Origin of the sequence: Chelatococcus daeguensis (assembly GCF_001887265.1) — a bacterium.
In the GTDB taxonomy this organism is placed as follows: domain Bacteria; phylum Pseudomonadota; class Alphaproteobacteria; order Rhizobiales; family Beijerinckiaceae; genus Chelatococcus_A; species Chelatococcus_A sambhunathii.
On sequence record NZ_CP018095.1, the window covers coordinates 2,832,041 to 2,846,145 of the forward strand.

14 protein-coding genes are annotated in these 14,105 nt (G+C 67.7%); 3 read left to right on the forward strand and 11 right to left on the reverse strand.

Annotated elements, in window-relative coordinates:
- The first annotated feature begins 7 nt into the window (after positions 1-7).
- Positions 8-898: a metallophosphoesterase family protein gene (locus BOQ54_RS13425; protein WP_071924081.1), complete on the forward strand. Its 891-nt coding sequence runs from the start codon at positions 8-10 to the stop codon at positions 896-898.
- A gap of 136 nt (positions 899-1,034) precedes the next feature.
- Positions 1,035-2,081 carry a methyl-accepting chemotaxis protein gene (locus BOQ54_RS13430; RefSeq protein WP_071924082.1) on the forward strand — a complete coding sequence of 349 codons (1,047 nt, stop codon included), beginning with the start codon at positions 1,035-1,037 and terminating at the stop codon, positions 2,079-2,081.
- Between the two features lie 13 nt (positions 2,082-2,094).
- Here the strand turns inward: BOQ54_RS13430 and BOQ54_RS13435 are convergent, their stop codons facing one another.
- Positions 2,095-2,589 (reverse strand): hypothetical protein, encoded by a 495-nt coding sequence (locus tag BOQ54_RS13435; RefSeq protein WP_245282667.1) that lies wholly within the window; start codon positions 2,587-2,589, stop codon positions 2,095-2,097.
- A 160-nt stretch (positions 2,590-2,749) separates the two neighbouring features.
- Here BOQ54_RS13435 and BOQ54_RS13440 point away from each other — a divergent pair, with 160 nt between their 5' ends.
- On the forward strand, positions 2,750-3,238 hold the full coding sequence (locus tag BOQ54_RS13440) for a YbaK/EbsC family protein (RefSeq protein ID WP_055457577.1): 489 nt from the start codon (positions 2,750-2,752) through the stop codon (positions 3,236-3,238).
- A gap of 3 nt (positions 3,239-3,241) precedes the next feature.
- Here BOQ54_RS13440 and BOQ54_RS13445 read toward each other — a convergent pair whose 3' ends face one another.
- The 10 genes from BOQ54_RS13445 to ribA all read right to left on the reverse strand — a co-directional run bounded on the left by BOQ54_RS13445 (position 3,242) and on the right by ribA (position 14,041).
- On the reverse strand, positions 3,242-3,988 hold the full coding sequence (locus BOQ54_RS13445; RefSeq protein ID WP_055457578.1) for an SDR family oxidoreductase: 747 nt from the start codon (positions 3,986-3,988) through the stop codon (positions 3,242-3,244).
- A 260-nt stretch (positions 3,989-4,248) separates the two neighbouring features.
- Positions 4,249-5,043 carry an ABC transporter ATP-binding protein gene (locus BOQ54_RS13450; protein ID WP_063189982.1) on the reverse strand — a complete coding sequence of 265 codons (795 nt, stop codon included), beginning with the start codon at positions 5,041-5,043 and terminating at the stop codon, positions 4,249-4,251.
- Complete coding sequence (locus BOQ54_RS13455) at positions 5,040-5,945, reverse strand: ABC transporter permease (RefSeq protein WP_055457580.1); 906 nt, start codon at positions 5,943-5,945, stop codon at positions 5,040-5,042. Before BOQ54_RS13455 ends, BOQ54_RS13450 begins: the two co-directional genes overlap by 4 nt.
- A 175-nt stretch (positions 5,946-6,120) precedes the next feature.
- The gene (locus tag BOQ54_RS13460) at positions 6,121-7,080 is read right to left on the reverse strand and encodes an ABC transporter substrate-binding protein (protein WP_055457581.1); all 960 of its coding nucleotides are present in this window, start codon (positions 7,078-7,080) and stop codon (positions 6,121-6,123) included.
- A 29-nt stretch (positions 7,081-7,109) separates the two neighbouring features.
- Entirely contained in the window at positions 7,110-8,168 is a 1,059-nt protein-coding gene (locus BOQ54_RS13465; protein ID WP_071924083.1) for a Glu/Leu/Phe/Val family dehydrogenase, read from the reverse strand.
- A gap of 247 nt (positions 8,169-8,415) precedes the next feature.
- Positions 8,416-9,711, reverse strand: a complete 1,296-nt coding sequence (livM, locus tag BOQ54_RS13470; RefSeq protein WP_055457583.1) for a high-affinity branched-chain amino acid ABC transporter permease LivM — start codon at positions 9,709-9,711, stop codon at positions 8,416-8,418.
- An 84-nt stretch (positions 9,712-9,795) separates the two neighbouring features.
- Positions 9,796-10,899, reverse strand: a complete 1,104-nt coding sequence (locus BOQ54_RS13475; protein WP_055457584.1) for an ABC transporter substrate-binding protein — start codon at positions 10,897-10,899, stop codon at positions 9,796-9,798.
- A gap of 59 nt (positions 10,900-10,958) precedes the next feature.
- On the reverse strand, positions 10,959-11,873 hold the full coding sequence (locus BOQ54_RS13480; RefSeq protein WP_055457585.1) for an ABC transporter permease subunit: 915 nt from the start codon (positions 11,871-11,873) through the stop codon (positions 10,959-10,961).
- A 195-nt stretch (positions 11,874-12,068) separates the two neighbouring features.
- Positions 12,069-12,779, reverse strand: coding sequence for a fumarylacetoacetate hydrolase family protein (locus BOQ54_RS13485; RefSeq protein WP_071924084.1), 711 nt, complete (start codon positions 12,777-12,779; stop codon positions 12,069-12,071).
- 152 nt (positions 12,780-12,931) lie between these two features.
- Positions 12,932-14,041: a GTP cyclohydrolase II RibA gene (gene ribA, locus BOQ54_RS13490; RefSeq protein ID WP_071924085.1), complete on the reverse strand. Its 1,110-nt coding sequence runs from the start codon at positions 14,039-14,041 to the stop codon at positions 12,932-12,934.
- Positions 14,042-14,105 lie beyond the last annotated feature (64 nt).

A 14,105-nucleotide genomic window follows, 5' to 3' on the forward strand; every position in this document is an offset into this window, starting at 1 on the left:
AATGCCAATGTATCTCATCGCCCACCTGTCCGATCCGCATATCGGCCCCATTCCACAACCCAGGCTGCGCGAGCTCGTCGGCAAGCGCATGACGGGCTACGTCAACTGGCGCCGTGGCCGCAAGGTCGCGCATGACATGACGGTGCTGGAGCGGCTGATCGAGGACGTGCGGGCGCACCGGCCGGACCACATCGCCTTCACCGGCGACATCGCCAACATCGGCCTCGCCTCGGAATTCCCCATCGCGCGCGCTTTCCTCGAACGTCTCGGCGCGCCGGATTTCGTCTCCTTCGTCCCCGGCAATCACGATGCCTATGTGCGCGGCTCGCTGAAGCCGCTGGCCAATGCCCTGTGGCCGTGGATGGCGAGCGACGGCGCCTCCTCCAGCGCCTTCCCCTATCTGCGCCGTCGCGACGGCATCGCCTTCGTGGGCCTGTCGTCGGCCTTGCCGACCATGCCTTTCGTCGCCAGCGGCACGCTGGGCAAGCCGCAATTGGCCGCCTTCGAGGCGATGATGAACGAACTCGACCGTGAGGGCCTGTGCCGCGTCGTCATGCTGCACCACCCGCCCCTGCGCAGCGGCACCGCCGTCGGTCGCAGCCTCACCGACGCCGGCGCCTTCGAGAAGGTCATCGCCCGGGTGGGCGCGGAACTCGTGCTGCACGGCCACAATCACCGCACGTCCCTCACTCACATCCCCGGCAAGCACGGGCCAGTGCCCATCCTCGGCGTGCCATCCTGCTCGGCGATCAAGGGCACGTGGACGCACCGTGCCGGATACCACCTTCTCAGCATCGAGCCGGACGGCGCCCGTTCGCGCATCACCGGCGTGACCCGCGGCCTGACGCGCGAAGGTGCCATCGCGGAAATCGGCAGCCTCGACTTCACGCCGGTCTGACGAGCAGCCTCGCGCTGACAGCCCTGCACAAGCGCGGCGATCTAGATTTCGTTCGTTTTCCAGTCGCGTCACGCTTTCGAAATGTCCAGCGCGCCATCCGGCGGGCCGGCCTGTCGTCGGACAACGGGAACACGTCATGGCGGAAGTCAACGGCGAGAGCTTCGTCCGTCTCAGCGACATCGCGACGCGCACGGCAACCGCGCGCGACCTTACCAACGCGAAGGTGGGGCAGATCCGCTCCGTGACGCAACGCTTGCGCATCCTTGCCCTCAACGCGCTCGTCGAGAGCGCCCGGGCGGGTGATGCCGGACGCGGTTTCTCCGTGGTGGCGCAGGAGGTGCGCGGCACCTCCTCGCAGGTCGAAGGCATCGCAAGCTCGCTCGAACGGGAACTTGCTGGCGAGATCGCTGCCCTCGAGCAGCTCACGCGGCTGATGGCTGGCGAGGCTCAGGGCCAGCGCCTCGTCGATCTCGCCCTCAACGCCATCGAGATCATCGACCGCAATCTCTATGAGCGCACCTGCGACGTGCGCTGGTGGGCGACCGATTCCGCCATCGTCGATGCCGCCGGGCAGCCGACCGATGCGGGCTGCCGCCACGCCGGCAAGCGCATGGGCGTGATCCTCTCGGCCTACACCGTCTATCTCGACCTGTGGCTCTGCGACCTCGACGGACGCATCCTCGCCTCCGGCCGGCCGGATCGTTTCGCCGTCGCCGGACGTGAGGTGCGCGACCGCGACTGGTTTGTCCGCGGCAAGGCGCTCGCCAGCGGCAATGACTATTATGCCGGCGACATCGCTGTCGAGCCGCTGCTCGGCGGCGCCCGCACCGCGACCTATGCGGCGAGCGTGCGCGAGGGCGGCGCTGCAAAGGGCCGGCCGCTCGGCCTCCTCGCCATCCATTTCGACTGGGAACCCCAGGCGCGCACCGTCGTCGAGGGCGTGCGCCTGCGCCCCGCGGAGCGCCAGCGCTCGCGCGTCCTGCTGCTCGATGCACACAACAGGGTGATCGCCGCCAGCGACGGCAAGGGCGTGTTGAGCGAGCGCTTCAACCTCGCCACAGGTGATCGGGAATCGGGCTTCTACAAGGAGCCGGACGGGGCCATGGTCGCCTTCCACAAGACCCCCGGTTACGAGACCTATGCCGGCCTCGGCTGGCACGGCGTCATCCGCCAGGAGCCCTGATCCTGCTTCGCCCCTATCCCAGAACCTTCCACCACAGCGCCAGGTAGAACAGCGTCGCCCCTACGATGGCGCCCATGACGAAGGCGAAGAGGAGACTGCCGCCCTGGCCGTCGGCCGCCTGCGGCCGGGGCCTTGCCGCAAGTTCGCCGTCGGCGGCCAGCGCCTTCTCACGTTCGACGAGGCGCCGCGCCACATAATCGGTCACCGCCCGCCGGATGGTGTCGACATCCTCGCTGGCGGCCAGCACCTGGCGGCCATGGCGCGTATCGACAAGGAAGCGGTAGGTGCGCCGGTCACGATCGACTTCGACGAAGGCGAGCACGTCGACATAGAAGCGCGGCTGCTCGCCCGCGACGAGGCCGTGATCGAAGAGATCGACGTCCTCGGGCAGTTCTGCAAGAACCGGCGCCAGTGCCGCCGCGACGAGTTCGAGGCGTACCAACGCCCTGCTTCTCAGCTCCGCAATGACGTCGGAGCGCTCGGCATCCTCAAGACGTGCCCGGCGCACGGCCTCTCTGAGGTCGCTTTTCTCCTCTTGCCTTGACGGCGGGTGGTCGTTCATCTCTCGTCCATGCGCGGCGTCGGGCTGCCCGGCGACCATGGTAGATCATCCCCCCGCCGCTGCGAATGCGGCAGAAAGCCGAGACGGGGCAAAGGAGGCGACGGGAATGAGCGAGACGACGCGGGAACTGCCGGCGAGTTCGGCACGCGTGGCCGAGGCGGCCCGCAGGCTGGGGCTCACCATCAGCATCGCGGTGCATGACCGGCCGACGCGCACGGCGGAAGAAGCTGCGGCGGCCTGCGGCACGGGCGTCGAGCGCATTATCAAGTCGCTGGTCTTCGAGGGCGCCGACACCGGTCGGCCCTACCTTCTCCTCGTCGCCGGCAACAACCGTGTCGACGAGAAAAAGGCGGCCGCAACTCTCGGCGAGGCGCTGCGCCGGCCGGATGCCGGCAAGGTACGGGCCCTGACGGGCTATGCCATCGGCGGCATCCCGCCGTTTGGCCATGCCGAGACGCTGCAGACCTTCATTGACGCGGATCTTCTCGCCCATGACCTGGTCTGGGCGGCCGCCGGCACGCCGACGACCGTCTTCCCCGTCGATCCGCGGCGCCTCGCCGAAGCGACCGGCGCCACGGCCATCACGGTCGCCTGATCCTCAAACGCAGCGCCCGCCGTCGACCTCGAGCACCGAGCCGGTGATCATCGACGCCTCGTCCGAGCACAGGAACAGCGCCGCATTGGCGATGTCCTGCGGCGTCGACAGCCGGCCGAGCGGGATCGAGGCACGAAAGGCGGCCCGCTTCTCAGGCGTGTCCTCGCCCATGAAGGTGGCGAGCAGCGGCGTCTCGCCGGCGACGGGTGCGAGCGCATTGACACGTATGCCCTCGGGCGCGAGTTCGACGGCCATCGACTTCGACAGGAGATTCACGGCGCCCTTGGAGGCGTTGTACCACGCAAGGCCGGGCCGCGGCCGGATGCCCGCCGTCGAGCCGATATTGAGGATGACGCCGCCGCCCTGCGCCCGGAATTGCGGCACGAAGGCCTTCGCCATCAGATAGATGGACTTGACGTTAACGGCGAAGACCTTGTCGAACTCCGCCTCGCTCACATCGAGCATCGGCTGGTTGCGGTGGCTGACGCCGGCATTGTTGACGAGAATGTCGAGCCGGCCGAAGGCGGCGAGAACCGTCCTTGCCGCGGCCTCGACCTGATCCCACCGCGACACGTCGGCCGCGACGCCGATGGCGCCGCCACCGATCTCGGCCGCAGTCGCTTCGGCCGACGCCAGATCGAGGTCGAGCACGGCGACGCGCGCGCCCTCACGCGCGAAGGTGGCCGCAATGCCCTTGCCGAAGCCCGATGCGGCGCCCGTTACCAGCGCCGTCTTGCCGTTCAGTCTCATGACGCCTCCGTTTGAGCACGAATGAATCGCTGCTGGCTAGCATTTTGCGACCGGCTTGTCTCGCCGCAGCGGTGATGCGCCGCTCAAGCGGCGTCGATCCTCCCCCACATGGGGGAGGTGGCGCTGCGAAGCAGCGACGGAGGGGGCTACGCGTTCAACATCAAGGCGTCGATCCCGGCCTCGGCCCCACCCGTCTCGGTCCTTCGGACCGATCCACCCTCCCCTGAAGGGGAGGGATCAGGACCGCTCGCGTATCGTTCTCAGCTCGTCAGCAGCCGGTCCTCAGCCAGTTCTTCGCCGCGTGCCTTGCGGAAGGCGTCGATGAGATCCTCCACCGACAGCTTGCTGCGATGCTCGCCGGAGACGTCGAGCAGGATCTGACCTTCGTGCAGCATGATGGTGCGCGTGCCAAGGTCGAGCGCCTGGCGCATGGAATGGGTCACCATGAGCACGGTGAGCGCGAACCGCTCCGCAAGCATGCGCGTGAGGTCGAGCACAAAATCGGCGTTGCGCGGGTCGAGCGCGGCTGTGTGCTCGTCGAGCAGCAGGACACTCGAGGGGGCGAGCGTCGCCATGACGAGCGACAATGCCTGCCGCTGCCCGCCCGAGAGCGAGCCCATCGGCTGGTCAAGCCTGTCCTCGAGGCCGAGCGCCAGTTCCCTGATGCGCGTGACGAGCATCTCGGCACGCTCGCGGCGCAGGGCATTGCCGAAGCCGCGCCGGCTGCCGCGGCCCGCGGCGAGCGCAAGGTTCTCGGCGATCGAGAGATTGCCGCAGCTGCCGGCGAGCGGATCCTGAAACACGCGGGCGACATGCTGCGCCCGCGCCTCCGCCGGCTGGCGCGTCACGTCCCGGCCGGCAACGAGGATGCGGCCCGCCGCGGCCGACACGTCGCCGGCAATGGCGCCAAGCAGCGTCGACTTGCCAGCGCCGTTCGAGCCGATGACACAGACGAATTCGCCATTGGCAAGGGCCAGTGACACGCCCCGCAGGGCCCGCCGCTCCAGCGGCGTGCCAGCATTGAAGACGACGGAGAGATTCTCGACGGCGATCATGCCCCGGCCCTCCGACCAAGGGTCCGGCCAAGCGCGCGCCCGCGCAGCTTCGGCAGCACCAGCGCGACGAGCACCAGGAGGGCGGTCGCGAGATTGAGGTCGGAGGCCTGCAGGCCGAGGAAATCGGCGCTGAGCGCAAGCTGTACCGCAAGGCGATAGATGACCGCGCCGACGATGCAGGAGACGAGCGCCACCCAAAGGCGCCGCGACGGCATCACCGTTTCGCCCACGATGACCGCGGCAAGGCCGACGACAATGGTGCCGACGCCGGACGTGACATCGGCGAAGCCGTTTGTCTGTGCAAAGAGCGCCCCGGCGAGACTGACGAGCGCGTTCGACAGCATGACGCCGGCGATGACCTGTGCACCGACGCGCACCCCCTGGGCGCGCGCCATGCGCGGATTGGCGCCGGTGGCGCGCATGGCAAGCCCTGTTTCACTGCGCAGGAACCAAGCAAGGCCGATGAGCGCAACGAGAACGATCACGGCGAGGAATAGCGGGCGCACCCACAGGTCGTCGAGCCCAAGGCCGACGAAGGGCGTCAGCACCGTCTCCTGCGTCAGGAGCGCCACGTTCGGCCGCCCCATGATACGCAGATTCACCGAGAACAGCGCGATCATGGTGAGGATCGACGCGAGCAGGTGCAGCACGCCGAAGCGCACGCTGACGAAGGCCGTGGCAAAACCTGCGAGCGCGCCGGCGACGATAGCGACGAAGGTCGCGAGCCAGGGATCGAAGCCAGACACGATCATCGTCGCGGCCACGGCAGCGCCAAGCGGGAACGAGCCGTCGACCGTCAGATCGGGAAAATCGAGGACCCGGAAGGAAAGATAGACGCCGAGGGCGACGAGCGCATAGACGAGCCCCAGCTCGACGGCACCCACGAGGGCGATTTGACTCATGCGACGACCTGTTCAACCTGCGCCGGTGCGCCGGGACCGTCCCCGGCCTCTCGCCCCCGCAGGGCTCCTGACTGTGGCGTGCCGGGCGTCGCCCCGCAACGCTTTCTCGCAAATCGGGGCGCACGCCACAGCCGCGGCATGCGCCCCCGTTGAATTTGGCTGATGCTCCGCTTCGTCAGTCGACGACCTTGGCGGCCTTGGCGACGAGCGCCTCCGGCAGCGTGATGCCGAGCTTGGCGGCCATCCCCTTGTTGAGGTGGAGGTCAGTGCCCTGGGCGAAGACCACCGGCAGATCGCCCGGATTCGCGCCCTTCAGCACCTTCGCGACGAGTTCTGCTGTCTCGAGACCGATCTGCTTGTAGTTGAAGCCGACGGAGGCGAGCGCCCCGCGGGCCACGCTGTCGGTATCGGCGGCATAGACAGGGATCTTGCCCTGCTGGGCCGCGCCCACCGCCGCCTCGAAGGCCGAGACGATGGTGTTGTCGGTCGGCACGAAGAGGGCGTCGGCCTTGCCGATGAGCCCACGCGCCGCTGCCTGCACCTCGGCCGACTTGGTCGCCGGCCCCTCGACGACGGCAAGGTCGAGCTTCTCGGCGGCAGCCTTGATCATGGCGAGCGAGGTGACGGAATTGGCTTCGCCCGGGTTGAACAGCACACCGATCGTCTTCACGTTCGGCGTGATCTCCTTGACGAGGGCGAGTTGGTCGGCGAAGGGGGCCATGTCCGATACGCCGGTGACGTTGCCGCCCGGCTTCTCGGTGGATTTCACGAGTTGGGCGCCCACCGGGTCGGTGACGGCGCTGAAGATCACCGGGATCGACTTCGTCGCCGACGCCACCGCCTGAGCCGAGGGGGTCGAGATGGCAACGATGACGGACGCCTTGTCACCCACGAACTGACGCGCGATCTGCACCGCGGTCGGCGCTTGGCCCTGAGCGCTCTCATAGACGAAGGTGACGTCCTTGCCCTCGGCATAGCCAGCCTTGGCGAGGCCTTCCTTCACGCCATCGCGCACCGCCTCGAGCGCGGGATGGTCGACGATCGCCGTGATGGCTACCTTCGGCGTCTGGGCCTGGGCCAGACCGGCGCCCAGCAGCAAGCCGGCCAGTGTGCCGACAACGGTTCTCTTGTGCATTCTCTCCCCTCCCGGTTCCGGAATGATCCTCACAGCGTTTGCTGCCGTGCCGCGCGTGCCGCGTCAAGACGCTCCTGCGCGAGATCGACGGCGACGAAATGCGGGGAGCGTCCTTCCCGCGCCGCGCGCAAGAAGATCTCGTCGAGCGTGTCACCAATCCGGTCCACCCGACGCATCACCGCGGCCCGGTCGTAATTGCCGGCGATCTCGGCGGCTACATTGACGATGCCGCCGGCATTGATGGCAAAATCCGGTGCATAGAGGATGCCACGTGCGTGGAGCGCATCAGCAATCGTCTCATCGGCCAGTTGATTGTTCGCCGCACCCGCGACCACCGGCGCCTCGAGCTGCCCGACGGTCTCGGCATTGAGGATGCCGCCGAGCGCGCAAGGGGCAAAGACATCGAGCCGCTCGCCGACGAGCACATCGACATCGACGATGCGCGCCCCGCACCGGTCCGCAACGGTCCGGCACCGCTCCTCGGCGATATCCGCCACGACGAGCCTAGCGCCGGCATCGCTCAAGAGGCCGGCCAGAGCACCGCCGACATGGCCGAGGCCGAGCACGCCGACCGTCATCCCCTCGAGCGTGTTGCGGCCGAGACGGTGGCGCACCGCCACCTCGATGCCACGCCACACCCCGCGCGCCGTGACCGGCGAGGGATCGCCGCTTGCGCTCGGCCCCTGGTCGAGCCCCGCCACATGGCGCGTCTCGCCGCCGACAATGGCAATGTCCGACGGGCTCATGCCCACGTCCTCGGCGGCGATGTAGCGCCCGCCGAGGCACTCCACCGCACGCCCGAAGGCGGCGAGCAGCGCCGGCGTCTTGTCTTTTCCCGGATCACCGATGATGACGGACTTGCCGCCGCCCAGCGGCAGGCCGGCGAGCGCGCTCTTGAGACTCATGGCGGCGCTGAGGCGCAGGACGTCGTCGATCGCCTCCTGCTCGTTGCCATAGGCATGGAAGCGCACACCGCCGCACGCCGGCCCGAGCGCCGTCGAATGCACTGCTATGATCGCCTTGAGCCCGCTGTGCGGGTCGCGGAAAAACGCGACTTCTTCGTGATCGCGGAATGCAGTCGATGTCATCAGCACGATATTTTCCTCCCGATTGGTCGGAATAATAGCGCGCGACGGCGCGGAAGAACACAAAAAGAAGAAATAAAGCCGTTATATCTCAATAATTTACGGAAAATCGCGATCGAGCAATGATCGTACTTGGAAGCCGCCCGGCCCGACTTCATCGCTGCCGGCACGCTCTTGTTACAGCAATTTTATGACATGCCCGGCAGCTCGGCACTTCACAACATCACGACAATTGATGAATGGCACTCGCTCAACTCGTGAAGCGCGCGAGCGTCACGCTCGGCCGGCGCGTGCCGATGAGGCCGCGCGGGCGCCACACCATGACGAGCACCATGGCCGCGCCGAAGAGCAGCATGCGCAGTTCGGCGAATTCGCGCGTCATCTCCGGCAGCGCGACGACGATGATGGCGGCCAACGCGACTCCGAGTTGGCTGCCCATGCCGCCGAGGACGACGATGGCGAGCACGAGGGCGGATTCGATGAAGGTGAAGCTCTCCGGGCTGATGAATCCCTGGCGCGTGGCGAAGAACGTGCCCGCGAAGCCGCCGAACATCGCCCCGATGGCGAAGGCGGAGAGCTTGACGCGCGTCGCGTTCACCCCGAGCGCCCGGCAGGCCACCTCATCCTCGCGCAGCGCCTCCCAGGCGCGGCCGATGGGCAGGCGCCGCAGGCGCGCCGCGATCACCGCCGTCAGCACCACCAGCACCAGGATGAGATAGTAGAGGAACAGGACCCGGTGCATGGAGGAGAAGGAGAGGCCGAACAGCTCGTGGAAGGGCACCTCGCCCTCCGCCGCCGTACGGGTGAAGGGCGCGCCGAAGAAGCTCGGCCGCGGAATGTTGGTGATGCCGTTCGGCCCGCCGGTCAGGGCGCCCCAATTGATGAGGATGATGCGGATGATCTCGCCGAAGCCGAGCGTCACGATGGCGAGATAGTCGCCGCGTAGGCGCAGCACCGGAAAGCCGAGGATGATGCCGAGAAACGCCGCCATGACGCCGGCAATCGGCAGGCACATCCAGAACGAGAAATCGTAATGCGTTGCAAGGAGAGCGAAGGAATAGGCACCGATGGCGTAAAAGGCGACATAGCCGAGATCGAGCAGCCCGGCGAGGCCGACGACGATGTTCAGCCCTAGGCCGAGCATCGTATAGATGAGCACCGTCGTCGCTGTATCGACGATGTAGCGGTCGGCGATTGGCAGGAAGGGGAGCGCGAAGGCCAGCAGGCAGGCCGCGATCCCGATGGCCGTCTGCGACACGCGCCCGCCACGCACCGTGCGCGCGCCCCCCTGGGCGAGGCGCCCGCGCAATTGCTGAAGCTCGGGCCGGAAGAGCGCGACCAGGAAGCGGCCGATCGCCACGACGACCCCGGCGATCACCACCTGATCGAAACGGTAGGCGATGCCGAGTCCCTGCCCCGGCGTCTCCTGCAGGCGAAAGCCGACAAGCGGGAGCGCGATGCCGATCATGATGATGCCGGCGATCGCCGCCTCGCGCAGCGCTGCGCGCAGCCTGTCGGTGACCGGGGAAGCGGAGGAGGCTTGCATCGCGGGCTCTCGATGCCGACGGATTTGGGAAGGCGGCAGATGACGGAAAAATGGAGCGGGCCGCCGGCCCGCTCCGGCAAAGGATCAGAGCTTCGTCGGCGCATAGGCGCCGTCGCGCCACTCGAAGATGACATATTCGGGGTCGATGAGATCGCCCTTGGCGTCGAAGCGGAAGGTGCCGACCACCGTCTCGAAGCCATTGGCGCGCAGGTCTGCGGCCACCGCCTCAGGCTCCTTGCCGGCCCGTGCGACGGCGTCGGCCAGCGTCTGCACCGCCGCATAGTAGTAGAAGGCAAAGTTGTCCGGCTCGCCCTTCTTTTTCAGTTCCTCGTAGACGCTCTGGGCCGAAGGCTTCGCCTTCACGTCGGCGCTGAAGGTGAAGAGCGTGCCCGCCCCGCCCTCGCCGGCAATGGACCAGAACTCGTTGGTGGCGAGGCCGTCCGCGCCGACGAAGCGCGTCTCGAGGCCGGCTTGGCGCGCCTGGCGCACGATGAGGCCGAGTTCGGTATGATAGCCGCCGTAATAGACGATATCGATGCCCTCCTGCTTGAGGCGAGCGACGAGCGCCGAAAAATCACGCTCGCCGGCATTGACGGAGCCCTCATAGGCCGGCGTCACGCCCGCGTCGGCGAGGGTCTTCTTGGCCGCCTCGGCCAGGCCCTGGCCATAGACCTGCTTGTCGTGGACGATGGCGACTTTCTTGCCCTTGAACTTGTCGGCGATGAACTTGGCTGCGACGACGCCCTGCTGGTCGTCACGCCCGCAGGCCCGGAAGACGAGCTTCATGCCGCGCTCGGTCAGCTCCGGCGAGGTGGCCGAGGCGGTCATCATCAAGATGCCTTCCTCGTCATAGACGCCGGAGGCCGCGATCGAAGCGCCGGAGCACAGGTGGCCGACGACGAAGCGGATGCCCTTCGACACCACCTGGTTGGCGGCGCTCACCGCGCTCTTGGGGTCACACTGGTCGTCAGCGATCTCGAGCACGAGCTTCTCGCCCTTGATGCCGCCCTTGTCGTTGATGGCCTTTACCGCGGCTTCGGCGCCGAGCCGCGCCTGGGCGCCGATGGCGGCGATCTGCCCGCCGGTGGCGGGGATGCCGAGGGCGAAGGTCACATCCGCCCGTGCGGGCGCCGCCGCCAGAAGCGCGGCGGCACAGGCGGACAGCATCAGTTTCGTCATCGCATTCATGGTCTTTCCTCCCTTATCCGCCCCGTCCGGCAGTACCGGCGGTGCGATAGGTCTCGCGCTCACACCTTCTCCACCTCCTGCCGGCCGAGCAGTCCCGTCGGCCGGAAGAGGAGGATGAGGACGAGGATGGCGAACACCGCCACGTCCTTGTACTGGATGTCGGAATAGGCCGACCACAGCGCCTCGATGAGGCCGATGAGCAGCCCGCCGAGCATGGCGCCGGGCAGCGAGCCGATGCCGCCGAGGACGGCGGCAGTGAAGGCCTTGAGCCCGGCGAAAAAGCCGATGAAGAAGTCGATGGAGCCGTAGTAGATCGTATAGAGCAGCCCGGCGACGGCGGCGAGCGCGGCTCCGAAGACGAAGGTCAGCGAGATGGTGCGGTCGACATTGACGCCGACCAGTTCGGCCATGCGCCGGTCCTGCTCGCAGGCGCGCTGCGCGCGGCCGAGCGCCGTGCGCGAGACGACGAGGCTGAAGCCGGCCATCAGCACCACGGTGACGACCACGATGACCACCTGCACCACGGCCACTGACAGCTGATGGTCGCCGATCGAGCCGAGCGGAATGCGCCCCGTCAGCACCGGAGGCAGCGGCTTCACCCGTGCGCCCTGCAGCAATTGGACGAGATTCTGCAGGAAGATCGACATGCCGATGGCCGAGATCAGCGGTGCGAGGCGGAAGGAGCCCCGCAACGGCCGGTAGGCGATTCGCTCGACGACGAAGCCCCACAAGGCCGTGAAGACCGCCGTGAGCACGAGCGTCACGAGGATGGCCAGGGGCACCGCCGCGACCCCGAGTTGGGCCAGCAGGAGCAGCACAATGAGGGAAATGAAAGCGCCGATCATGAACACCTCGCCATGGGCGAAGTTGATCATGCCGATGATGCCGTAGACCATCGTGTAGCCGATGGCGATGAGGCCATAGACAGAGCCGAGGGTCAGCCCGTTGATGAGCTGGTCCACAAAATAGCCCACGGCATTCCCCCCTTTTATTATGCGGCCTTATGAGCTGCCACGAGACTACTCGCGGCCCGCGCTTTTGCAAGGGGATAGGTCAGTGCAACTGACCAACACCGCATGTGCAAGGCACCGGCCGGTTCCCTAAAGGAGCACTCCCGCCGTCACGAGGCAATGGGCGCAGGTGCCTGGCGCAGCCTTCGCCGATCGCTCTCAGGCTCCGTCGGGCGAAGACGGCTGGGTGATCGTCACTGCCAGCGGCGTGAGGCCAGCAATGGTCGCCTCGATGACGTCCCCCGGCACCACCGCCCCGACGCCGGCCGGCGTCCCCGTCATGACGAGGTCACCAGGCTCCAGCCGGTAGAAACGCGAGAGGAGGGACAGCATGGGCGCCACCGGCCAGATCATGTCCGCGATATCGCCGCGCTGGCGGGTCGTGCCATTGACCTTGAGCTCCATTACGGCACGATCGAACGGTCCGGTCTCGGCGGCCGGCGTGATGGCGCCGACCGGCGCCGACTGCTCAACGTTCTTGGCGAAGTCCCACGGCCGTGCCAGATCCTTCGCCGCCGCCTGCAGATCGCGCCGCGTCATGTCGAGGCCGACGGCATAGCCGAAGACGATCCTTGCCGCCGCTTCCTCGTCGAGGTCCTGCCCCGCCCCGTCGATGGCGACGACCATCTCAAGCTCGAAGTGGTAATTCTTCGTCTGCCGCGGATAGGCGATCTCGCCGCCCCCAGGCATCACCGTCTCGGCCCATTTGGTGAAGAAGAAAGGCGGCTCGCGGTCCGGATCCCGCCCCATCTCGCGCGCGTGCTCGGCGTAGTTGCGCCCGACACAGAACACGCGGCGCACCGGGAAGCCGGCCTCGCGGCCGACCACGGGAATGACGGGCGTCGGCGGCAGGGCGAACAGCGTCTTCATCGGCGGCCTCTCGGAATCGTCGCAACGCCCCTGCTATAGGCCATGGACAAGAGCGCGTCGACGCCAGACGGCGGCCGTCCTGCCCGGAACCAAGAACACTGGCAGGCCGTGGGCCGTCGGCCCCGTTGCTCCCGGCGAAGTGCCCTTCCCGATCAGTCGCGCGGCGGCAGATGCGCCGACAGCGCATCGATGTCGATGAAGTGGCCAGCACGCTCGCGCTTGGCCGCGAGATAGCGGATGTTCTCGCTGGTCGGCCGGCCAATGACGCGCTGCTCGTCGACGACGGCAAGCCCCGCCGCCTTCAGCGCCGCGATCTTCTCCGGGTTGTTGGTCATGATGCTGACGCTGGCGACACCGAGCTGGCGCAGCATCTCGGCGGCAAAGTCGAACCGGCGCTGGTCGAGCCCGAAGCCGAGGATCTCGTCCGCGTCATAGGTGTCGAAGCCCTGCGCCTGCAGCTTGTAGGCGCGCATCTTGTTGGCGATGCCGTTGCCGCGCCCTTCCTGGTCGAGATAGAGCAGGATGCCGCCGCCGTTCTCCGCCATCCACTGCACGGTGTTGCGCAACTGGTCGCCGCAGTCGCATTTGAGGCTGCCGAAGAGGTCGCCAGTGAGGCAGGCCGAGTGCAGGCGCACCGGCACCGTCTGCACGAGGTCCGGCCGGCCGACGACGATGGCCACCTGGTCGCGCAGCCCCTCGCCGCCGCGGAAGACGACGAACTCCGTCTCGCTGGCCCCCTCGAGCGGCACCGGCGCGCGCCCGACGATGCGCAGCGAGCGCACCTGGCTCAGGCGAAAGGCGGCGATGTCGTCTTCAGAGACGGCCACCACATCGGCTAGCGCCGGGTCTTGCGGCGAGACCGACACGGTGACGACCGCCGGCAGGACGAGCGACAGGCGCGCCAGCTCGAGCGCCGCCTCGTCGAGCGGCTGCAGGCAGCCGACGGGCGCGTCGAGCCGCGCATCGCTGGCGAGCGACAGGTGCATGACCCGGCGCAGGTCGATCTCCGGTAGGGCGATGATGCCGGCGCTCGCCCGTTCCGCCCCGAGACGCCGCAGCCGCGCCGTCGGCAGCACGAGCCGGGCCCGATCGGCCGCCTTGCGCTCCAGCGCCGCCGCGAGTTCCTCGTCGAGGCCCTCGATCCCCACGGCCAGCACGGAGACCCCGCGTCCGGTAATGCGGACGGGGCGGCCTGCACGGAACTCCGCCAGCGCCCGTTCGACGCTGATCTGGCCGCGATCCTTGATAAAATCTGAACTCATCGGCGGTGAACTCTCGTGGGCCATAGTTCTGTGGCCGTGAAACCTGCCGGTCCCTACGAACCGC